Consider the following 21,768-nt stretch of genomic DNA (forward strand, 5'->3'; position numbering starts at 1 on the left):
TAACACGATATAATAATCAAATGAATGTTTTACTATCGAAAGGAGAATGGACATACAAAATTACAAATATAGGGCGAATTGAGATGCCGGATAATCAATTTACGGCTTAAATGATTTATATATCCGTATTGTACCGACAATTGTCACGAATTGACCCGTTTCTTCAATTGCTGCAAATCCAGTTTCCTTTAACAAAACCGGAATAATGCCTTTAACATGCGGGGAAGTGGTTTCAAATCCGTCTAGGAATTGGACAGGGAGAAATACAGCGCGCATCCATCCGTTTTGCGGCTTCTCAAAATCAAGGAGATGGAACTGGCCGCCCGATTTGAGTACCCGGCGAACTTCCTCAAAGGTTTCCTTCTTCTTCTCCAGCGTCAAATGGTGAATAAATAAACTGGTGAAGACATGGTGGAATAGGTTGCTAGAAAAGGAGAGTTGATCAGAAAAGCCTTCCTCAAAAAGGATAGAATCGACTGGACGTTCTTTCACTTTTTCTTTTGCGATTGCTAAGATTTCCGGATCGGCGTCGACGCCAATCACTTGCACACCGGGTTGCGACTGCTGAAGTAAAAGGGCGAGTGTCCCCGTGCCGCAAGCCAAATCCATTACCCGTTCGCCAGGTTGGAGGGAGGCTTGATGAATCAATTTCATTTTCATCTTTTTTTCTCGCATGCCCCACTCCATCAAAGGATCGTAAAAACGTGTCAGCCAGTGATATTTGAGGGCCGGTATATACGCTTTTTTCTTTTCTTTACTCATGAATACCTCATCCCTTCTTCGAGCCTGCTTTTTTAGTAAGGGCGAAGACGTAATGCTTATTACGAAGCGTGAATAATTCATAGAGTGGCTGTTTTGATTTTTCTCATGCGGTAGCGGTTGTCCCTCTGAAAAGCAGAAAATTTATGCCCTTTACTTTTCAGCAGGGAGCCTCTGGCTCCTTTCTTCTGTTTACCACCTTGGGAGTGAAGTTTTATAAAAACAGCGGACACATAAAAGATGACCGCTGTTTTGCTAGACTGTATCTAATTAAAAGGAGGGCTATCGGGTTTAGTTTCTAGGTAAGCGCTATACAATTTTCCATTCAACCCATCATCACAAACTAATAAAGTCCAAGATGGCAGAAAAAGTTTCATTTTCAATCATGATGTAAATTCCCAGCCCAATAAACACAATCGGAATGATCCATTTCCCGAATTTCTCCAAGGTTTCGGAGACATATCTAAAGGATGCGAGCCGGTATCCGGCGAAGCACCAGACGCTGACCATGATTAAGAAAATGAGCACGGTAACCAACAATTCGTTCATGTTTAAGGTGGAGAAATAGGGAACATAAATCCCGATATTGTCGCCGCCATTAGCGAATGTGATAAAAGCAACACTCAAATAGAGTTTGCTGAACTTTCCGGAGTTCAATGTAGAGAGGATGGCCCCTTCATCTTCGTCATCCCCATTCAGGAACAATTTGATTCCCAAATAAATAGGGATTAATCCAAGCAACCCGACCCATTGATCCGGAATCAGAATAACACCGAATGTCCCCAGCACGCTGAGTAAAACCAGCAGGGAAAAGCCCAAGTATTGACCGATGACGATATCACGTGGCCGGATGGAAGATGGCGTATTGGCCGTGCTTCCCTTCGCTGTTTTCGCTTCGGAAAACAGCAGCATCAAAATAAAAATGTCATCAATATTGGTGACAATAAAGGCACCAATTGCAGATACGATCACTAAAGACAAAACCATCAGCTCCAAAAAAGTTAAAGTCATTTCCTTTGAAGAAAGGGGGACGGGTTTGAATCTTTGAAAGCCTCCCTGGAATCCCTGTCTTCAAAAGAAAAGGTGTACGGTTAACCATGTACTTTCTATTAATCCATTCGCGTTCGAATCCTTTTATAAAAACCTTTCAAACAACACTTGAAACCGACAGAATTAAAGTCGGAGCTTCATCAGCTACTTTTTGCCAAGGCAATTGGTCTGCGGTTTCTTCCATTATTTTTTGCTCAGCATATGAATTGGGTGTCCCATGACACCTTCTGCAGCTTCCGCCAAGGGCTCGGGCAACGTCGGGTGAGCATGAATCGTCAGGCTCAGGTCTTCGGCAGTCGCTCCGGTCTCAATGGCAAAGACGGCCTCGGCAATGAGGGACGATACTTCCGGTCCGACCATCTGGACGCCCAATACCCGTTTCGTCGCCTGTTCGGCCACAATCTGTACAAAGCCATCCGCATCGGAAATAGATAAGGCGCGGCCATTCGCTTGGAACGGAAAGCGACTGGAAACCGTCTCATAGCCCTGTTCTTTTGCCGCTTTTTCGGTTAATCCGGTATACGCAACTTCCGGATCGCTGAAGATAACAAACGGCATCGCTTGAAAATCAATCACGCTTTTTTGTCCGCTTGACACCTCTGCTGCAATCTTACCTTCATAACTCGCTTTGTGGGCCAGAAGGTCACCGCCTGCACAATCGCCGATCGCGTACACGTGATCAACCGTGGTTCGACATTGGTTATTTATCTTGATAAACCCGCGTTGATCCAGTTCCACACCAATATTTTCTAAGCCGATGTTTCCGGTGTTCGGTTTTCTCCCGATCGAAACCAAGCAGTAATCGCCGGTAACGGTTTCTTCTTTGCCATTCACTTGGAACCGGACATTGACTTCTTCACCTGTATTTTCACCGCCTTGGACCATGGCTTTGGTGATGACCGTGATACCCAAATCTTTTAAGTGACGTTTAACCACATTCGTCAGTGCAGAGTCCGTTCCCGGAAGAATGGTATCCGTTCCTTCCAGGATGGTCACTTTGGCCCCGAATTTCGCATAGGCTGTTCCGAGTTCCAATCCGATATACCCGCCGCCAACCACCACGAGATGTTTCGGCACTTCCTGAAGTGTCAAAGCTTCTGTTGACGAGAGAATCCGTTCTTGATCGAACGGCAGGCTTTTCAGTTCGGTCGGCAGGGAACCGATTGCCAGAATCAAATCTTTGTAGGTATAGAGCTGTTCTCCGTCTGCAGTTTTGACTTTTACCTGATGGGATTCCGTCAGGTAAGCTTCCCCGCTAATGACTTCCACACCATTGCCTTTCAGCAAGGTCTGGACCCCACTCGTGAGTTTGTTCACAATGCCGTCTTTCCATTTCACAACTTCCGGCATATCCACTTCCACTTCTCCAGAAACCTTGATGCCCATGGACCCGGCGTGCTGGATATGTTTCACTCGTTCAGAAGCACTGATCAGCGCCTTGGAAGGGATGCACCCGCGGTTCAGGCAAACTCCGCCTAATTCGGCCTTATCCACCAATACCACTTTTCTCCCTAACTGTGCCGCGCGTATGGCCGCCACATAGCCGCCTGATCCGGCTCCGATCACCAATAAATCAAGTTCCTGTTTTGCTTCGTTTGTCATTTCCGTTTCCTCCTTCGGTATTAAATAATTGAAGAAAATCATAATTTCTACTGACCTTTACTTCACAAGCAGAGGACTTTCTGGAACAATATGCTACTTAACGACAAAAGCGCCTCTCTTAATGCTCCATACCCTTTATCTAAAAGATTAAAAGAGAATGTTTAATACATATGAACAATTACTATGTATTTCAGAAAAGAGCTTTCCATTGGATAGGAAAGCTCTTTTCGTTACTCTTTTACGCGCATCAGCCGTAAGCTGTTTAGCGCAACCAGAAGGGTAGCGCCCATATCGGACATGATGGCGATCCAAAGGGTCAGCCAGCCCGGAATGACCAACAGCAGCGCAATCAATTTGATGCCGAGGGCAAACGCGATGTTCGCTTTGATGATGTTCAAGGATTTCCGGCTTAACTTCACCGTGAAGGGCAGTTTGCTCAAGTCGTCACCCATCAAGACCACATCAGCGGTCTCCATAGCGGTATCGGTTCCGGCACCGCCCATGGCAATTCCGACAGTAGAAGCAGCGAGTGCCGGAGCATCGTTCACGCCGTCTCCGACCATCGCTACGTTGCCGTATTCAGATCTTAAGTGTTTGATGAAATTCAACTTGTCCTCCGGCATCAGTTCTGCCTGGATTTCGGTGACGCCGACCTGCTGGCCGATGGCCTGACCGGTCCCTTTGTTGTCGCCCGTCAGCATGATTGTCTTCTTGATGCCCATTTGATGCAGCTTCTGGATGACTTCCTTGCTGGATTCACGGACTTCATCCGCCACGGCAATGACCGCGAGGATAGTTTGTTCCGTTCCGATGATCATGGCTGTCTTGCCCTGATTTTGAAGGGCTGTTACATTTTGTTCCAAGTTCTCATCGGCACTTGCGGCGCCCAGCTCGTTGAAGAGGATCGGGCTGCCGATATAGTACGTGGTTCCTTCGACGGTTCCTTTAATCCCTTTGCCGGTAATGGATGAGAAGTCCTCGACCAAGACCGAAGAATAAGAAATATTTTCTGCATCCGCTTTTTTCATGATGGCCGAAGCAAGGGGATGCTGTGAGCGGTACTCCAGTGCTGTGACGATAGAAAGCAGCTCTTTTTCACTGATTCCCTTGTTCAGCACTTCAAAGTCCGTGACAACCGGAACCCCTTTGGTCAAGGTGCCGGTCTTGTCAAACGCGATGGCTTTGATGGCACCCATTTCTTCCAAATACACGCCGCCTTTTACCAAAACGCCTTTTTTCGCTGCGTTCCCGATAGCAGATACAATCGAAATCGGAGTCGAAATGACCAAAGCACACGGGCAGCCTACGACTAGCACAGCCAATCCTTGGTAGACCCAGGTTTCCCAGCTGGCGTCAAACAAGAGGGGAGGGACAATGGCCACGAGTGCGGCAACAGCCATGATGATCGGTGTATAATATTTGGCGAATTTATCGACAAATGCCTGGGAAGGGGCCCGTTCGCCTTGTGCTTCTTCTACCAAATGGATGATTTTTGCAATGGTTGTGTCTTCGACCAGCTTCGTGACTTTGACTTCGAGCAAGCCTTCTTCATTCAGCGTGCCGGCGAAGACTTCATCATCCACCGTTTTGCCGACGGGCACGGATTCACCCGTAATCGCTGCCTGATTGACCGCCGAATAGCCGTTGACCACCATGCCGTCCATCGCAATCTTTTGTCCGGGTTTGACGATCATGGTATCCCCGATGGCAATGTCGTCCACCGAAATCAACTGTTCTTGTCCATTGCGCCGGACAAGTGCCTCTTTCGGGGCAATGTCCATTAACGAACGGATGGATTGACGGGCCCGGTCCATGGAATAGCGTTCCAGTGCTTCACTGATGGCAAAGAGAATGACGACGATGGACGCTTCCGCCCATTCGCCGATAAAGGCTGCCCCTATGACCGCGACGGTCATGAGGGTCTTCATGTCGAAATCCAGTCGTATTAAATTCTGGAAACCGACTTTGAAGAGCGAGTAGCCGCCAATGACAATGGACGCTACGAATAGGAGGGATGTTATCAAATTTTCTTCTCCATTTGCGTACTGGGAAATGTACCCGAAAACGATCAACAGGGTGGAGTAGAGCAAAGTGCTGTGTTTTTGGTAGAACGGCACTTTGTCCTCTTTTTTAACGGTCGCTTTTTCGGCTTCCGTTTTCGAACCCGCTGGACGACCAGTAATTTCAGGCGCGACCTTCAGATTTTCGAACGCACCGGCTTTCTCTAATTCTTCAACCGAGGCCGCACCATAAACGGAAATTTTCGAAGCCCCGAAATTCACTTTTGCATCTTGGACACCGGGAATTTGCTTGACGTTGTTCTCAAACTTCCCGGCACAGTTGGCACACGTAAAGCCTTCCACACGGAAAACATTTTTGTCTTCAATGGCGACTTTCACTTCCGGAGCTGTCTGGCGTTTCGGTTTTTCCGGGGCCACTTTCAAATTCTCGAAAGCACCGGCTTTTTCCAGTTCCTCGACCGTCGCTTCACCGTAAACGGAAATTTTCGAAGCGCCAAAGTTTACTTTTGCATCCTCAACACCGGAAAGATTTTTGACGTTCTTCTCGAATTTCCCGGCGCAGTTCGCGCATGAAAACCCTTCGACCCGGTAGACCGTTTTATCTTCTGTTTCCTTCGTTTTTTCAACCAACGCTGACACCCTCCTTCTGATGGGTGAAGGCCACTTGCACGAGATGTTTCACATGTGCGTCATCCAATGAGTAATAGACCAGTTTCCCTTCCTTACGGTATTTCGCCAATCCCATCTTATTCAACAGGCGCAGATGGTAGGAGGCTGTTGCCGTAGAAGAGCCGATGATGTTCGCAACGTCGCAAACACAGAGTTTGTCCTCCAACGACAAGGCATAGGCGATCTTGATTCGCGTATCATCCGACAACGCCTTGAAGATTTTCGCTACTTCCAACGGGTTTTGCTGCGTCAATTCATTTTTCACTCGCGTAACTTTTTCCTCGTCTACACAACTAACCTCACAGATTGCATTTTGTATACGGACTGTCTCTTTTTGCATATTTCCCACCTCATTCAAATATTTGAAGTTCAAACGATCGTTTGATTAACGTAAGTATAGAAAGAGTTCGCTGTTTTGTCAATTCTAATATTCAAATGAATGTTTCAATGTTTAGTGTTAATTGCTAGAAAATAAGAGGGAGAACGTGAGGGAATGTTAGTTGGAGAAAAAATCAAAAAATAATATGTCCATATGTTACCTGCTTTTCCTTCTCATGTCTGTTGCTTGGTATCCCTTCCTTTAGATAAATCCAATGTGGTCATGTCAAATATTACTGCAAGAACCAGTAGGCCATGCAATACTCACTCCATTATGTTGAGTCATCGATATTGCGATTTAAAATTCTAAAGTAAGACAACACGTTCCACGACAAGACAGCGCCTTCTCCAGTAGGGGAAACAAAGCAGAAAGAATTTTAGTCAATCAAGATGGTGTGATTGCGTTGTAGCTAAATCCCTTTATATAGAGAATAGTTACATCCAGATGAAGCTGATTAAAATAGAGTAAGGAGATTTGTTGATGGAGAATACGCAATGCAAATGCGGACATGTAAACCCGCCCGGAACAGACTTATGTGAAGCGTGTGGCCGGTCTTTGACTGGTAAAGAACAAAACAGCAAATTGGTGGATATGCGCTACGAAGGAACGGCTAGACGTTCACAAACCTATAACAAATCCATTATCGACAAAATCTGGAACTTCTTTTCAAGCGTGAAAGTGGGCGTCAGTATTATTGTCATCCTGCTGGTTGCAGCGGCCATCGGCACAATCCTCCCGCAGCAAGCTTTTGTTCCAGCAAATACAGAAGCGACTATCAAAGCTTATTACGCCGATACTTATGGCAGCGTTGGCCGTGTCTATCATTTTCTCGGCTTCCACGACTTATACAGTTCCTATTGGTTTATCGCATTAGTCGGGATGTTGGCGATTTCGTTGGTGATTGCCAGCTTAGACCGTTTTGTCCCTCTTTATAAATCGTTGAAAAATCAACGAGTTCTGCGCCATTCCAGCTTTATGGACAAACAGCGCATCTATGGGCAGGGTCCTGGCGCCGACGATACACTGCAAAAAGCCGAAGCCAAATTGAAGGAATTGAAGTATAAAGTCAGAACGGATAAAAACGGGCTATTGGCTGAAAAAGGTCGGTTCTCCAGATGGGGCCCATATGTCAATCATATCGGACTAATTATTTTCCTTTCCGGTGTCATGTTGCGGATGATCCCTGGTTTTTATGTCGATGAAACACTGTGGATTCGGGAAGGGGAAACACGGGCTATTCCGGAAGTGCCGGGCTATTCCTTGGAAAATGTGAAGTTTGCATTGGAAACGTATACAGGTGAAGGCGAAGAAGCCAGATTCGGTGAAGCCCTCGACCGTGTGGGAACGGTCGCGAAAAACTACCAGACAGATATCGTACTTTATCAAGCGCCTGAAGGCAGTTTGCCAGGGGCAACTGATAACTTGGAAATTGTCAAAGAGTACCCCATCCGTGTGAACCATCCGTTAAAATTTGATGGCTATGCCCTGTATCAGATGGATTACAAGCTGAATGAATTAAAAACGATGACATTCGCTTTAACGGAGAAAAAGTCTCAAGAATCTATGGGGGAATTGACCATTGACTTGATCGATCCTGATGATAAGTATGAATTGATGAACGGATCGACAGTCGAACTGCTCGGTTATTACCCGAATTTTTCCGGTTTTGAAAATGGAGAACCGCAAACGGCGAATCCGCTGCCAGACAACCCAGGTTTCCTTGTGGAGATGACCACACCGGCAACGCCGAAAGGGGAAACCAGTTTCATTACCATCCAAAACACCATCGAACCATTTGGCGACAACCAATACAAATTGGCTTTTCAAAGTGCCGAAACACGAAATGTCTCCGGCCTGACCGTCCGAAAAGACCGAACCTTGCCCATCCTGGGTCTTGGAGGTCTGATTTTTATGATAGGGGTAGCACAGGGGATGTACTTTAATCACCGCCGGTTCTGGTTGCTGCGAACCGATAGCGGCGACATTCTGCTTGCTGGACATACGAACAAAAACTGGTTCGGCTTGAAGAAAGACCTCGAACAAATTTCTGCATATGCATCACTCCCTGCTTATAGCGACCAGCAGGAAGAAACGGAAAAGGAAGGGGAACTGCGATCATGACATTAACCGCCATTAGCTCGAATTTACTGTATATCGCTTTCTTTGCGTATCTGATTGCCACATTCGTATTTGGAGGAGCTGTAAAAGGGAATAAAAAAGGGTCGTTCGACTCGGAACAGCGTTGGGGGAAGGTGGCAATTACCGTTACTGTTTTCGGTTTTCTTGCGAATTTGGGTTATTTTTTCACCCGCTGGGCTGTATCCGGCCATGCACCGCTGAGTAACATGTTTGAATTCACGACAGCGTTTGGCATGACGCTGGTCGGAGGATTTATCATTCTTTATTTTCTCTATAAAACACCCGTTTTAGGAATGGTTGTATTGCCGGTTGCCTTGCTGATCATTGCGTATGCCAGCATGTTTCCGAATGAAATCAGTCCATTGATCCCCGCGCTCCAAACGAACTGGCTGGCGATTCATGTCAGTACGGTGGTCATTGCGGAAGGGATACTGGCGATAAGTGCAGCAGTCGTCACGATGCAAAAAGGAATTGACGGAAAAGAAGATTTCGATCAGGCAGCAGGTGCCTTGAGTCAAAATACGGATAATCTTTCGGCCGCGGTCGGATCCGTTTACGGGGATGAAGCGGGCGAAGCGTTCAAGGAAATCTGGTCGAGCCATATCGGCTACTTCGTCGATTATGTCAAAGCGACGGGTGCCAAAGATGAAGAAGCGAAACAAAAAGCCTTAAAAGAACTCGACGAATACCGCGTCGAACAAGCGGCGTTCCTCGACAAGGCAACAGAAGGTCGTCTGAAAGCGGCTGATTTAGAAGGTGGATTGAAAGTCCATATCACGCAATTGCTGACATCGTTTGACAGCTATGTCGCGGGCGACTATGATGCCACGTACAGCAACCTGCGTATCGCCATCGAGCATATGTATATGGTGGGTGAAGGGTTGTCCGGCGCCATCGTCGATCAATATCCGGATAAATTCAAAAATACGAAAGTCGATACACCGGCAGCGGATCTCCGTGCCGGACTGAACCGAAACTTCTCAGAACACGCAGCGCTTGCGATTCTGACGATGCAAAAAGGGATTGACGGTGCGAAGGACTTTGACGCAGCGGCAGGTGCCTTGAACGAAAATACAGACGATTTGTCCGCTTCAATCGGGTCGGTGTACGGTAGCGAAGCCGCACAAGAGTTCAAGAAGATCTGGTCGAGCCACATCGGCTACTTCGTCGATTATGTCAAAGCAACAGGCGCGAAAGACGAGGAAGCACGCGACATGGCCGTTCAGGAACTGGATGAGTACCGCGTCGAACAAGCCGCCTTCCTCGATGCCGCAACGGAAGGACGCCTGAAGTCGAAAGACTTAGAAGAAGGACTCAAGGTTCACATTGATCAACTGTTACTGGCGTTCAACAGCTACAATGAAAAAGATTACGACAAAACGTACCCGGCGATCCGTGAAGCCTACGGTCACATGTACGGAGTCGGTGAAGGGACAGCGACAGCGATCGTCGATCAGTTCCCGGATAAATTCCAAGGCAGCCCGGCCGGAATGCCGAACACCGGTCTTGGTGGAGCAGCTGAATCACAATCTTCAGCGGGTATCCTCTGGTCATTACTCGGAATCGCAGCCGCTTCGATCCTCGGATTCTTCGCACTTCGTCGTCGTCCTCAGCAATGAACGTAAAAAGAAAAGATGATGTCCTCGGACATCATCTTTTCTTTTTTTTTTAGGTTACAAATAGTTCATTGGGTTGACACTATTCGCTGCAGAATAACTGCTGTATTTATAACTGTTTTTATGAATCTCAAAGTGTAAATGATTTCCGAACGAGTTTCCTGTATTCCCAACTGTTCCAATCTTCATACCTTTAGAGACTGTCTGACCACTTTTTACCGAAAGACTATTCATATGAGCATAAACGGTTACGTATTTTTGATTCTTTAGACTATGTGAAATCATAACGTGTTTACCATATGCACCGCTGTTTTTAGAGGTAGTGACTTTTCCACTCGCAGAAGCATAGACAGGTGTGCCTTTTGTTGCAGCTAGATCAACGCCATTATGGAATGTATAACCGTAAGCGCCATTAGATTTTCCGTATCCTTGGGTCAGCCTCCCTTTAGTAGGAGAAGCAAAAAGAGACTCATTATACGTCATTTTTTTTGCAACGTGGCTCTTATATTTTTTTAGGTAAGAACTATAGATATACCGTGTGTTCCCTTTGTAAAGTACTTTTGTCCAAGCTCCTTTTTTTCCTAAATAAGAAAAAGTCTGACCAGTGTTAGTCACGCCGACTATATTGTAATTGAGAGAAGGACCAGTCCGAACACGGAGATCGTCTGTCTTTACTTTTACTTTATATGCACTACTTGCTTCAACTTTTGGGCTATGCATTGAAAAAGTTGTTGTGAGTAAGACGCTAGAAGCGATAAGTATTACCTTGTTTTTCATTAGTTGTACTCCTTTAAAGATAAAGATACGGTGACAAACGATTTGTTAAAAGGAGTATAGCATCACTATATTACAAAAAAGTGTATCAAATTCATTTCAAAAATTGATACGAGATTTAATCAAAAAATGCATAGGTTTTTCACAAACAGATTTTATGATTAAAATTAAACACATTTCTTTTTTATACATCTTAAAAAAAGATTTATTTTTTAGAGTTCGGGAGGAATTTGATGGAGTTATCTTTTTTGTTAGCTTTTGGGGCAGGGTTTTTATCTTTTATCTCGCCATGTTGCCTAGCTTTGTATCCTGTTTTTCTATCTTACATTACAGGAATTTCAGTTACAGAGTTAAAAGAAAATAAAAAGTGGAACTGGAATGGTGTTCCCCATACATTCGTTTTCTTACTTGGATTTTCGAGCGTATTTTTAGTGATGGGTTTTTCAACGTCATATTTGGCTGATTTTTTTATAGTGTATAAAGATGTTCTACGGATGAGCGGTGCACTTATTTTATTCATATTCGGTGTTATTTTAACTGGTCTGTGGACCCCAATATTTTTACTTAAAGAGCGAAGAATGAACTTAGGAAAAAGAAAGCGTGGTTATATCGGAACGTTTATTGTCGGAGTCGGATCGGCTGCTGGATGGACTCCTTGTACAGGACCAATCCTCGCTGGAGTTATTGCTTTGATCGCCACGAATCCTAGTAATGGATTTTTATATATGCTCTTTTATGTACTAGGTTTTTCTATTCCATTTTTCTTGATGTCGTTTTTGGTCGGGAAATCCAGATACTTAATGAATTATTCTTCAAAGGTTATGAAAATAGGTGGCTGGTTTATGATTTTATTAGGTATCATATTGTATTTCGATGGTCTGACGAAACTAACTACAATATTGATTGATTTTACAGGGTTTAGAGGGTTCTGACGCTCTATTTTCTATTTCGAAAGGAGATGCATCGTAAATGTCTCGTGAAAATGTCCTGATAATGGGAGTAGAGGAAAACTGGAAAGTGATGGAGAACATAAAACAACTTAAACCTGTAAGTATAGATATTCATATTTCTTCAAAAGAAGGATGGGTTCGAAAGCTATTTCCTGATTTTAAATATTTTGATTCATTTTCAAAAAAAGAATCAGAAGAAGGGTATATTAGTAATCTGATTGAATATTGTACTTCTCAAGAAATAGGCTGGATTATCCCTTTAAGCGAACAAGAAGCATCTACGTTATCAAAACATAAGTTGAAAATGAGAAAAAATAACGTAGCGTTTATAACATCCTTTGACTGGGATAAAACAGTACTTCATGATTCATTTTCGGTTCAAGGTAATACTTTCACTTATTCTTTTGAACAGATAAAGAATGCGCCTGAAGGTGTAAAGGTGGGGAAAATTGATGCATATGTCGATTATCGATCTAGTGAAGTGATTTGCTGTTTTATGAGAGAAGAGTATGAACGGTACCAAGATACTGTTCTTTCATACGAGGTGTTTGCCAACTCGATTTTAGAGGAGTGCGTAGCAATAATTGCTCAAAGGCTTAATATAAAGGGTTCTTTTTCTTTCGATTATCAACGTGATTCGGAGGGAATGTATACGATTACAAAAATAGAATGTTTCATGACGCATTCTACTCGTGAGGCTAATTTTAGTGATTATGATTTCGCTAATTATTTGTGGAGCAATATTCAAGGAATTGTCCTTTTAAAAGAATCAAATGATAAAAGCTCTTTTGTGTATCGCCTAAATGAAGAATACTTTCTTTTCTAAATCTCAACAGTTTGTTTTTATATGTAATCATCTTAAATGAGAAAGGTACTTTATGAATAAACTTTCATTTAAAATAACGTTATTTTATTTTTTCGGGATTCTCATGATTTTCATTCTCTCATCTGCTATTGTATACAACATTCTTGAGCATCAACAAGTAGAAAGTGAACTGGAGAGCCTTCAAGAGAGAGGCAATAGTCATCGAGATGTTCTTTCCACTAACTTCGACAAGCAAACAGTTGAACACGTTGTTTTAATGGAGGAAAAGGCGATGACTGATGTGATTATCTTAGACAAAAATAATCAAGTCGTCGATTCATCTAACGACGCTGAACAATTTTTGAACCCGGATTGGATTCAAAAAAAGGATGGAATCGTAGAAGGTAATTGGAGAGAGGGCAAATTTTTAGTGACGGTGAGTAATATTGAAGATGGCGGTCAAATAATCATGTTAGAGCCGACGAAGTATATACAGCATTTGATGGGGGAATTGAAACAACAAGTAGTGTTCTCTCTATTCTTGTTAGTACTTTTTCTATTAGTAAGTGTTTATTTTTTGAGTTATATCATTATAAAGCCACTTTTATCAATGAAAGAGGCAACGGTAAAGTTAAGTAAAGGCGAGGTGCTGAAAATCAGAGAAGCTGAGAGAAGCGACGAAGTAGGAGATTTAGCACGAGCGATCACTAAGTTATCTGTTGATTTACGTCACATTCAAAATACAAGAAAGCAATTTCTGACTTCAATCACACATGAATTGCGTACGCCGATTACCTACATTAAGGGATATGCAGGACTCCTCAAAAAAGACGAATCGAGATTTGGAGATATTATCTATGAGGAATCCGAAAGACTTCAAGAACTGATTGAGGATTTGTTTGAACTTGCTAGATTGGAAGAGCCACATTTTCAAATAGATCCTCAGATCACAGAGATGAATGATTTCTTAAAAAAAATCAGTGAAAGAATAATTTTTAAATTTGAGGAGAAACAAGTGAAATTAATTCTTCAAATTAATAAAACTCCTATCTACAAAGAGATAGACCAAGCTAGATTTGATCAGGTTCTCTTAAATTTACTGGATAACGCGCTAAAATATACACATGCGAACAAACGCGTATTTTTAAAACTTGATGAAAACTTTATTGAAGTTACGGATGAAGGTGGTGGTGTGGATGAGCAATCACTCCCGTATCTTTTTGATCGTTTTTATCGAGTAGATTCTTCACGAAATCGTGAAACAGGAGGTACTGGGCTCGGTTTGGCTATCACGAAAGAAATAGTTGAAGCGCACAAAGGGACCATCGTAGCTATTAATGTAGAAAACGGGCTGAAAGTTGTCATTGACTTGAGGGGGATTCCAGGATGAGAACCATTGCTTTGGTAGATGATGAGAATCGAATGTTAGAACTGATTGAACTCTATCTGCAAGACAGTTATACCTGTATTAAGCTGAACAGCGGAAGAGAGATATTGAACTTGATTGATGTAGATGAGCCTGACTTAATCATATTGGATGTGATGATGCCTTTAATGGATGGTTTTGAGACCTGTCAAAGGATAAGGGAAGTTTCGAATGTACCAATCATTTTATTGACAGCACTCGACGGAAAAGAAGAAATCGTAAAAGGATTACAACTGGGAGCAGATGATTACATTGTGAAACCGTTCGACGAGGCGGAATTGAAGGCAAGAATTCAATCGATTTTCAGACGAACTACAGTTTCTTCAGGATCAAAAATCGAATCGTCGGGTCTAATCTTAAATGAAGACGCCCATGAGCTGTATTATGATAATCATTTAGTCAAAGTCACGCCAAAGGAATTTTCATTACTTGCTAAGTTATTAAAAAATCCAGAACGTGTCTATTCAAGAGAGGAACTGCTCTCAAGTTTATGGTTAGCAAATGAGTGGACAGATGAACGAACGGTCGACTCTCATGTAAGAAACTTAAGAGAAAAACTTAGGAAACTCGAGTTTCCTATTGAAGAACACTTTCGCACAGTATGGGGAATTGGTTACAAGTGGGTTCCTTAAATAAGGAGAAATAAGACAAGAGAGGAACGGTTAAAAAACCGTTCCTCTCTTGTTTATCGTTTATTCTGCAGATAGTTCGTCTTCAGTCACCCATTTATGATTTTTCACTTCTTCACCTGTAGTCGATTCGAAATCAATCATATACACTGTTGTTTGCTTAGCTGAGTCGATAGTGGCCGTAGCATCCTTCATTCCTTTCATATGATCCGCGTCTACTTTTACTTCATCGCCTACTTCATAAGGAGATGACTTGGCATCTACAATCTCTTCTTGAATAATCCATTTATGATTCGTGACGCGTTTCCCGCCATTTGTAGGGTCATAAGAAATGCTATAAGCAGTAGTATCATAAGCTCCTACAATTTTAGCCTCGGCCCCTTTCATGCCTTCCATATGTGCTTCTTTGATCATCGCCATGTCGCCAACTTTAAATTTAGGGTTTTTAGCCTCTTGGAGCCCTTTCGGAACCTCTTTCGATCCAGACATGTCCATCGTCGAATGATCCATACCGTCCATATTTTTATCCATGCTTCCTGTTGATTTAGAATCATCACCATTGCTTCCGCACGCAGCGAGTGCTAAAGAAAGCGAAGCAGCCATAGTTGTCATAAAAATCTTTTTCTTTAATTTCATAAAAATTACCTCCAATTGTTTTTTTATGCTTTCCATAGACTCTATCACATAAATTTGCAGAAACATTGCAGAGAGCAGAAAAGTAACACATTGAAAAAAACTATAAAATTCATGGGTGGAAAGACATATTTTTTTCACAATCATTCTTTAAGTTAAAGATAATAATTAATTGAAGGGAATGATCCATGTGAAGAAAAGATGGTTAATCGCAACTATCGGTATCTTTACTCTCATGATTATAGTGGGCGGTTCGTATTTACTTTTTATCCGAGGTACTATGCCAAATAACAAACAGCACATGAAATCTATGATGAATGGAGGGAACACTACTACAAATCAGACTATGATGGAAGGTATGGGACATGGCGCGAGTGTCGATTTAAAATCAACTGAAGAAAAAGAGCGACGATTGAACATCCCTAAGATGCTAAAATCCGATCGTGAAACCAAGAATTCCATTCAATACACGATTGTCGCTAAACAAGGGGAGACACAGTTCTTCCGAGATAGTAAAAAAACTGAAACTCTAGGATATAACGGAAATTATTTAGGTCCTGTAGTGGAATTGAAAAAAGGAAAAATAGTAACAATCCGTACGGTGAATCGCTTATCAGAAGCGACTACATTCCATTGGCACGGTCTTGTTGTACCATCATCCGTAGATGGCGGACCACATCAAGTCGTGAAAGCTGGTGAAACGAAGGTAGTAAAGTTTAAAGTGAAGCAAGATGAATCGACATTGTGGTTTCATCCACATCCAATGGGGAAAACTGCTGAACAAGTATACAAGGGGTTAGCAGGATTGTTGTACGTAAAAGATGAAAAAACTAAAGAGACGATGCTACCTCAAAAATATGGTGAAAATGATATTCCATTAATTCTTCAAGATCGAAAAGTTAAAAACAGGAATGTCCTTGGATATGCTGATGTAGAAAAAACAGATGGGGCTTTAGGCGATACCCTCCTCGTAAACGGTACGATTAATCCATATTTCAACGTAAAATATTCGCAACTTAGAGTCAGATTGATAAATGGCTCCAATGCACGTAACTACGTAGTGAAGCTATCTGACGGTTCATCCTTTAAAAAAATTGCTGATGATGGTGGTTACATCTCAAAACCGAAAAACGTAAAGAAAATTGAATTAAGTCCAGGCGAACGTATAGAGGTATTGGTAGACTTTTCAAAAAGAAAAATTGGTGAGACTGTTTCATTTGAGACGAATGGAGTAAGGGTCGTTAACTTCAAGCTGAAGGATAAACAAGGGACGAACCTAAGTGCATTGGCGCCGAAAAGTGGATATGAAAAGCCGCTAAAGACCTTGTCTACAGTGAATCAAAAGTTAACTCTTTTCGGGATGGGCAAAAATGTTGAAATCAATGGGAAAAAGTTTGATGAGAAGAGAATCGATATTAAAGCGAAACAAGGAGAAACCGAAATTTGGGAGGTCTATAATAAAAAAGACATGATGGGTGGAATGACTCATCCCTTCCACATTCATGGAGTCCAATTCAAAGTATTAGAGCGAAACGGACAGAAACTGGATAATCAAGAAGCAGGTCTAAAAGACACTATCGCTATAAAACCAGATGAACGAGTTAAGATTCAGATGACTTTCAAGGAAAAAGGGGTATTCATGTACCATTGCCATATCCTTGAACATGAAGAGAACGGAATGATGGGTCAGTTGAAAGTGGACTAAAAAATAGGTGAATGTTTTCATCTTTTTTTCACAAACTAAGGAAATAGGCTTTGTGTAAGTCAAAAAAGACGGAAAATGGAGGTATTTTAGAATGAATACTGGACAACAAGAAATCTTAGGTGCCCTACACAACTGTATAGTGACTTGTAATGAATGCTTTGATGCGTGTTTGAGTGAACATCATGTTTCTTCGATGGCAGAGTGTATACGTCTAGACAGAGATTGTTCTGAAATTTGTAGTCTTTTAGTACAAGCTATTTCTCGAAACAGCAGCAATATTGATGTTCTTGCAAGAAGCTGTGTTGAAATTTGTGAAAGATGTGCCGACGAATGTTCGAAACATGATCATGATCATTGTAAAAAGTGCGCTGAGGCCTGTAATGAATGTGCAAAAGTCTGTCGTAAATTAATTGCTTAAAGCGAAGTGTTAAAAATGAAGGAGCATCTATGTCGCCATGCCGAAAAAGGTATGAGCTAAAAAGCTGATGCTCTTTCATTTATAAGCACTAAGATACTTAGTTATGAAAAAGTTCATAACCCTTATAGACCAGTAGTATGGTGAGAGAAAATAAGGATACATAGAGGATAACGACCAAACTCTTCATAAACACTTTCATGAAAATCAACTCCATTCTATAGGTTGAATTGATTATATAGAAAGTTCGTGAAATTTATGAGGAAATAGACTAACAATCATTTATTATTAAAAAATTTTAATGTAAGAGGTGGTGACTAGGATGGATAAAATATTAATTGTTGATGATGAAATAAGAATGAGGCAATTATTAAGACTCTATCTAGAACCAATAGGATATGAATGTAGTATGGCGAATGATGGGATCGAAGCTTTAGAGAAAGTGAAAAAAGAAACCTTCGATTTGATTTTATTGGATGTAATGATGCCAATGTACGATGGATTCGAAGTATGTAAGAAAATAACGGATTCTCACCCGGAAGTCCCTATCATCATGATAACGGCTCTAAATGATGCTGAATCCATCGTCAAAGGACTAGATGCTGGAGCTACAGATTATGTCACAAAGCCGTTTAACGGGGACGTACTTTTAGCAAGAGTTCGGTCTGTCATGAGAAGGAAAGCAAAAGAACCCGTTATCTACCACGGACTTACGTTCGATGAGAGCAACAATTTAATTTTACTAGATGGCAAGTCGATTGACTTTACACCAAAAGCACATGCATTACTGCGACTATTCCTTCAACATCCTGGAAGGCTTTTCAACAGACTAGAGCTTTATGAATTCGTTTGGTCTTATACGTCAGAATCGGATCCGAGGACAGTTGATTCTCATATTAAGATGATTAGAGAAAAGTTAAGAGAGTTAGATTACCCGATCGATAGGCATCTGAAAACAATTTGGGGGAGAGGATATCGTTGGAGTGAGAATGAAACGAAATGACACTCTTACTATAGGAGCAAAAGTGTCATCATAAAAATCATAAGGGAGTCGGTGTCGGCTTCGAGTATCCATCTTTATATGAAGAATCGATTGCAGAACGAATATCTTTAACCGATTCTCCGTCCCGTTGCTTCAAAATAGACTTTACAGCAATCTCGAGACAGGTGCTGCATGTCGTTCCGTGACTTGTCCATTTCACAGATCCATTCGTCGCGTTTTCTTCTATAAAGCAATCATAATTATTTTTATGATTGACTGTTTCACCGCAACCGCAATAGCAAGGTATTTTCTCTAGTAGTTTACGATTTTTCCCTACAGCTTGATAAACATTTCGTACATCTTCAGGTTGGGTTTTTAAAAACGTGGGAAGTATCAACGATGATGATGTTTCTTCAATCTTGTCACCGCTCATATGTTTCGCATGATCTACCTCCTTTGAATGATTGGGAGTAGAAGACTTCATCGGGGATTGAGCACAGCCGACCGCAATCAGGGATAGGCTAATAAGACTTACGCTTTTTAAGAGTATGTTAAGTTTCACGATTGGATTCTCCTTAGAGATAATTTTGTAGGTGTATAAAACAAAGCTTTTTAATTGCGTTTTTTGTATTAGCTCATTTGTCTGTTCACGATAGTACCTATTCGTTCATTTGACCATAGTCTTCATCAGTTCAGTTAATTCATGAATTGTCATCAATCATTTGATGTCTACCTCGAACTTGTCCTTTAATTCTTTTTAAAGTTTCAGTACTTGTGATTTTGGCGCTAAATAGTCCTATTCAAACAAATGGTCTCATTTTTTAAAATATATCCTATACTTGTATGATAATTTTTATTTTTTAGTGTGTCAAAATACATTTTATATTTATATATATAAGTTTAACTGGAAGTAAAAACGAGATGTAGCTCTATATAGTCATGATCTCTCTATATACACCATACAGGTATATAGTACGTAAAAGGAGGTTTTCTTATGAATCACCATATCCATCACGAACATACTCATCATGAAGACCAACAAATGAGTGCTTCACATCATGAACATGAAGGAATGATCGGAGACTTCAAGAAAAGATTTCTCGTATCGTTAATGTTGACCATTCCAATCCTGCTACTTTCCAAAATGATTCAAGAATGGTCGGGTATCAACATTAGCTTTCCATATGACGACGTTGTTTTGCTTTTGCTATCCACAATTGTCTACTTCTACGGTGGATGGCCCTTCCTAAAAGGTAGTATTAATGAAATACGCCAAAAAAATCCTGGAATGATGATGTTGATTGCATTAGCGATTAGTGTAGCCTATTTCTATAGTGTCGCTATCATATTCGGTTTCGGACAAGGACATGATTTCTTTTGGGAGTTAGCGACCTTGATCGACATCATGTTATTAGGGCATTGGATTGAAATGAAATCAATCATGGGTGCCTCAAATGCGTTGCAGGAATTAGTAAAGTTACTTCCGAGTGTGGCGCATCGAGTGAAGGATGGGAAGGTTGAAGAGGTGCCGGTCAATGAATTAGAGGCAGGAGATCTCATTCGGATCAAGCCGGGAGAACAGGTACCGGTAGACGGAAAAATCGTCGAAGGAACAACAACGATTGACGAATCAATGCTTACCGGTGAATCACTTCCGGTAGATAAACAGGAGAATGACACCGTGATTGCTGGCTCTATCAATCAAGAAGGTGGTCTGACAGTCGAGACGACAGGTACTGGTGAAGGCACCTACCTTTCAAAAGTCATCGGCTTAGTAAGTGAAGCGCAATCTTCCAAATCACGGACTCAAAACTTAGCTGATCGAGCAGCAAAAATTCTTTTTTATCTCGCGGTGGGAGCAGGTGTTCTGACTTTCGTGATTTGGATTGTACTTGGATATTCGGTTAGTACAGCAATCGAGCGCATGGTAACGGTTATGGTTATCTCTTGTCCACACGCTCTTGGTTTAGCAGCCCCTCTTGTCGTATCCGTTTCTACAGCACTTTCCGCTAAAAGAGGTCTTTTGATTCGAAATCGAACACAATTCGAAGAGGCAAGAAAACTAGATGCGGTTATCTTTGATAAGACTGGTACTTTAACGCAAGGTAATTTTGGAGTAACGGATGTGATGGCAAGTACAGGTATAAGTGAGGAAGAAGTATTACGACTCGCAGGAGCCATCGAACAGTCGTCGCAACATCCACTTGCTCGCGGGATCTTGACTGAAGTTCAAAGACGAAAGCTTGATTTACCATCGGTCGCAGGATTTGGATCGATGACAGGCATAGGATTGGAAGGAACAGTCGAAGGAAAGCAAGTCCGCGTCGTTAGTCCGCGATACGTACGGGACAAACAACTCGAAATCGACGAAGTGACATTCGAAGATTTGTCTGAAGAAGGGAAAACGGTCGTCTTTGTCTTAAAGGACACAGAATTAATCGGTATGATCGCCCTTGCCGACCTCGTTCGCGAGGAAGCTAAGAAGACTGTACAGGAATTAAAGGAGAAAGGGATTCAATCCATCATGCTGACTGGGGATAATCAAAAAGTCGCTTCGTGGGTCGCTTCCCAACTTGAGATCGATCAAGTGTACGCAGAAGTATTACCGGATGATAAGTCACGTCAAGTGAGACAGGTGCAAGCAGAAGGAAAAAAAGTAGGGATGGTAGGGGATGGAATTAACGATGCACCAGCTCTCGCACAAGCGGATGTAGGGATTGCGATTGGTAGTGGAACAGATGTAGCTGTAGAAACGGCTGATATTGTCCTTGTCAAAAGTAATCCAAAGGACGTCTTATCTGTCATCGAACTATCGCAAAAAACATATAATAAAATGATTCAGAATCTATGGTGGGCAGCTGGTTACAATATCATTACGATTCCTTTAGCTGCAGGTATTTTAGCACCATACGGCATTATTCTTTCACCAGCGATTGGAGCAGTTTTGATGAGTTTGAGTACGGTCATCGTAGCTATCAATGCGAAAACATTAAGAATTTAATAGAAGTTTGGTATATTTTTTCTTTTTTGTGTAAGAACACACCCTATCTCACTTCATGAGTTAGGGTGTGTTCTTTTTTTCAATCAGATAGGATCCCATAGATAAAAGCATGGAACAGAGCGGCCCCGCTCTGTCTGATGGAAAGAGACCGCAAGCCGTCCTGTTTCCGTACTCTAGCTCGCTCCTCGTCGGCGCAAGGGTCATCAAAAAAAG

Annotated in this window: 18 protein-coding genes; 10 read left to right on the forward strand and 8 right to left on the reverse strand. The window is 42.1% G+C overall.

The window, feature by feature from the left end; all coding sequences use genetic code 11:
* Positions 1-99: 99 nt before the first annotated feature.
* From KNP94_RS15415 to KNP94_RS15435, 5 genes are all read right to left on the reverse strand, one after another.
* Positions 100-762, reverse strand: a complete 663-nt coding sequence (locus tag KNP94_RS15415) for a class I SAM-dependent methyltransferase (protein WP_214892385.1) — start codon at positions 760-762, stop codon at positions 100-102.
* A 333-nt stretch (positions 763-1,095) separates the two neighbouring features.
* On the reverse strand, positions 1,096-1,746 hold the full coding sequence (locus tag KNP94_RS15420; RefSeq protein ID WP_214824045.1) for a CadD family cadmium resistance transporter: 651 nt from the start codon (positions 1,744-1,746) through the stop codon (positions 1,096-1,098).
* A 246-nt stretch (positions 1,747-1,992) separates the two neighbouring features.
* Entirely contained in the window at positions 1,993-3,411 is a 1,419-nt protein-coding gene (gene lpdA / locus KNP94_RS15425; RefSeq protein ID WP_214892387.1) for a dihydrolipoyl dehydrogenase, read from the reverse strand.
* A gap of 230 nt (positions 3,412-3,641) precedes the next feature.
* Positions 3,642-6,062 (reverse strand): heavy metal translocating P-type ATPase, encoded by a 2,421-nt coding sequence (locus KNP94_RS15430; protein ID WP_214892389.1) that lies wholly within the window; start codon positions 6,060-6,062, stop codon positions 3,642-3,644.
* The gene (locus KNP94_RS15435) at positions 6,055-6,420 is read right to left on the reverse strand and encodes an ArsR/SmtB family transcription factor (RefSeq protein WP_214892832.1); all 366 of its coding nucleotides are present in this window, start codon (positions 6,418-6,420) and stop codon (positions 6,055-6,057) included. The genes KNP94_RS15430 and KNP94_RS15435 overlap by 8 nt, the downstream gene beginning before the upstream one ends.
* 540 nt (positions 6,421-6,960) lie before the next feature.
* On the opposite strand from KNP94_RS15435, the gene KNP94_RS15440 reads away from it, so the two are divergent.
* Both KNP94_RS15440 and KNP94_RS16085 read left to right on the forward strand, forming a co-directional pair.
* The gene (locus KNP94_RS15440) at positions 6,961-8,601 is read left to right on the forward strand and encodes a cytochrome c biogenesis ResB family protein (RefSeq protein WP_214892392.1); all 1,641 of its coding nucleotides are present in this window, start codon (positions 6,961-6,963) and stop codon (positions 8,599-8,601) included.
* A complete protein-coding gene (locus tag KNP94_RS16085; protein WP_285801700.1) occupies positions 8,598-10,238 on the forward strand; it encodes a cytochrome C assembly family protein in 1,641 nt (546 codons plus the stop codon). Before KNP94_RS15440 ends, KNP94_RS16085 begins: the two co-directional genes overlap by 4 nt.
* A gap of 54 nt (positions 10,239-10,292) precedes the next feature.
* Here KNP94_RS16085 and KNP94_RS15450 read toward each other — a convergent pair whose 3' ends face one another.
* Positions 10,293-11,012: a peptidoglycan DD-metalloendopeptidase family protein gene (locus tag KNP94_RS15450; protein ID WP_214892394.1), complete on the reverse strand. Its 720-nt coding sequence runs from the start codon at positions 11,010-11,012 to the stop codon at positions 10,293-10,295.
* A gap of 230 nt (positions 11,013-11,242) precedes the next feature.
* Between KNP94_RS15450 and KNP94_RS15455 the strand changes: the two genes are divergently transcribed.
* Genes KNP94_RS15455 through KNP94_RS15470 form a run of 4 tightly spaced genes read left to right on the forward strand, consistent with a single transcriptional unit; the run spans position 11,243 to position 14,822 of the window.
* Entirely contained in the window at positions 11,243-11,941 is a 699-nt protein-coding gene (locus tag KNP94_RS15455; protein WP_034786404.1) for a cytochrome c biogenesis CcdA family protein, read from the forward strand.
* Positions 11,942-11,978: 37 nt separating this feature from the next.
* On the forward strand, positions 11,979-12,785 hold the full coding sequence (locus tag KNP94_RS15460) for a hypothetical protein (protein ID WP_215115939.1): 807 nt from the start codon (positions 11,979-11,981) through the stop codon (positions 12,783-12,785).
* 52 nt (positions 12,786-12,837) lie between these two features.
* Positions 12,838-14,154 (forward strand): sensor histidine kinase, encoded by a 1,317-nt coding sequence (locus KNP94_RS15465; RefSeq protein ID WP_050678843.1) that lies wholly within the window; start codon positions 12,838-12,840, stop codon positions 14,152-14,154.
* Positions 14,151-14,822, forward strand: a complete 672-nt coding sequence (locus KNP94_RS15470; RefSeq protein ID WP_029343435.1) for a response regulator transcription factor — start codon at positions 14,151-14,153, stop codon at positions 14,820-14,822. Before KNP94_RS15465 ends, KNP94_RS15470 begins: the two co-directional genes overlap by 4 nt.
* A gap of 60 nt (positions 14,823-14,882) precedes the next feature.
* Here the strand turns inward: KNP94_RS15470 and KNP94_RS15475 are convergent, their stop codons facing one another.
* Positions 14,883-15,455 carry a YdhK family protein gene (locus KNP94_RS15475; RefSeq protein WP_029343434.1) on the reverse strand — a complete coding sequence of 191 codons (573 nt, stop codon included), beginning with the start codon at positions 15,453-15,455 and terminating at the stop codon, positions 14,883-14,885.
* Positions 15,456-15,642: 187 nt separating this feature from the next.
* Here KNP94_RS15475 and KNP94_RS15480 point away from each other — a divergent pair, with 187 nt between their 5' ends.
* From KNP94_RS15480 to KNP94_RS15490, 3 genes are all read left to right on the forward strand, one after another.
* Complete coding sequence (locus tag KNP94_RS15480; RefSeq protein ID WP_215115940.1) at positions 15,643-17,157, forward strand: multicopper oxidase family protein; 1,515 nt, start codon at positions 15,643-15,645, stop codon at positions 17,155-17,157.
* Positions 17,158-17,248: 91 nt separating this feature from the next.
* A complete protein-coding gene (locus tag KNP94_RS15485) occupies positions 17,249-17,575 on the forward strand; it encodes a four-helix bundle copper-binding protein (RefSeq protein WP_071908772.1) in 327 nt (108 codons plus the stop codon).
* Between the two features lie 319 nt (positions 17,576-17,894).
* Entirely contained in the window at positions 17,895-18,575 is a 681-nt protein-coding gene (locus KNP94_RS15490; RefSeq protein ID WP_050678842.1) for a response regulator transcription factor, read from the forward strand.
* 37 nt (positions 18,576-18,612) lie between these two features.
* Here KNP94_RS15490 and KNP94_RS15495 read toward each other — a convergent pair whose 3' ends face one another.
* Positions 18,613-19,116 carry a PCYCGC motif-containing (lipo)protein gene (locus tag KNP94_RS15495; protein ID WP_029343432.1) on the reverse strand — a complete coding sequence of 168 codons (504 nt, stop codon included), beginning with the start codon at positions 19,114-19,116 and terminating at the stop codon, positions 18,613-18,615.
* A gap of 432 nt (positions 19,117-19,548) precedes the next feature.
* Between KNP94_RS15495 and KNP94_RS15500 the strand changes: the two genes are divergently transcribed.
* The gene (locus KNP94_RS15500; protein WP_050678840.1) at positions 19,549-21,555 is read left to right on the forward strand and encodes a heavy metal translocating P-type ATPase; all 2,007 of its coding nucleotides are present in this window, start codon (positions 19,549-19,551) and stop codon (positions 21,553-21,555) included.
* Positions 21,556-21,768: the final 213 nt, after the last annotated feature.

The sequence above is a fragment of the Exiguobacterium sp. s80 genome (assembly GCF_018618725.1).
Lineage (GTDB): Bacteria > Bacillota > Bacilli > Exiguobacteriales > Exiguobacteriaceae > Exiguobacterium_A > Exiguobacterium_A oxidotolerans.

Bases quoted from the DNA above. Each gene is read 5' to 3' on its own strand.
- KNP94_RS15415 (WP_214892385.1), bottom strand. From the start codon at position 762: ATGAGTAAAGAAAAGAAAAAAGCGTATATACCGGCCCTCAAATATCAC.
- KNP94_RS15420 (WP_214824045.1), bottom strand. From the start codon at position 1,746: ATGGTTTTGTCTTTAGTGATCGTATCTGCAATTGGTGCCTTTATTGTC.
- lpdA (WP_214892387.1), bottom strand. From the start codon at position 3,411: ATGACAAACGAAGCAAAACAGGAACTTGATTTATTGGTGATCGGAGCC.
- KNP94_RS15440 (WP_214892392.1), top strand. From the start codon at position 6,961: ATGGAGAATACGCAATGCAAATGCGGACATGTAAACCCGCCCGGAACA.
- KNP94_RS16085 (WP_285801700.1), top strand. From the start codon at position 8,598: ATGACATTAACCGCCATTAGCTCGAATTTACTGTATATCGCTTTCTTT.
- KNP94_RS15450 (WP_214892394.1), bottom strand. From the start codon at position 11,012: ATGAAAAACAAGGTAATACTTATCGCTTCTAGCGTCTTACTCACAACA.
- KNP94_RS15455 (WP_034786404.1), top strand. From the start codon at position 11,243: ATGGAGTTATCTTTTTTGTTAGCTTTTGGGGCAGGGTTTTTATCTTTT.
- KNP94_RS15460 (WP_215115939.1), top strand. From the start codon at position 11,979: ATGTCTCGTGAAAATGTCCTGATAATGGGAGTAGAGGAAAACTGGAAA.
- KNP94_RS15465 (WP_050678843.1), top strand. From the start codon at position 12,838: ATGAATAAACTTTCATTTAAAATAACGTTATTTTATTTTTTCGGGATT.
- KNP94_RS15470 (WP_029343435.1), top strand. From the start codon at position 14,151: ATGAGAACCATTGCTTTGGTAGATGATGAGAATCGAATGTTAGAACTG.
- KNP94_RS15475 (WP_029343434.1), bottom strand. From the start codon at position 15,455: ATGAAATTAAAGAAAAAGATTTTTATGACAACTATGGCTGCTTCGCTT.
- KNP94_RS15485 (WP_071908772.1), top strand. From the start codon at position 17,249: ATGAATACTGGACAACAAGAAATCTTAGGTGCCCTACACAACTGTATA.
- KNP94_RS15490 (WP_050678842.1), top strand. From the start codon at position 17,895: ATGGATAAAATATTAATTGTTGATGATGAAATAAGAATGAGGCAATTA.
- KNP94_RS15500 (WP_050678840.1), top strand. From the start codon at position 19,549: ATGAATCACCATATCCATCACGAACATACTCATCATGAAGACCAACAA.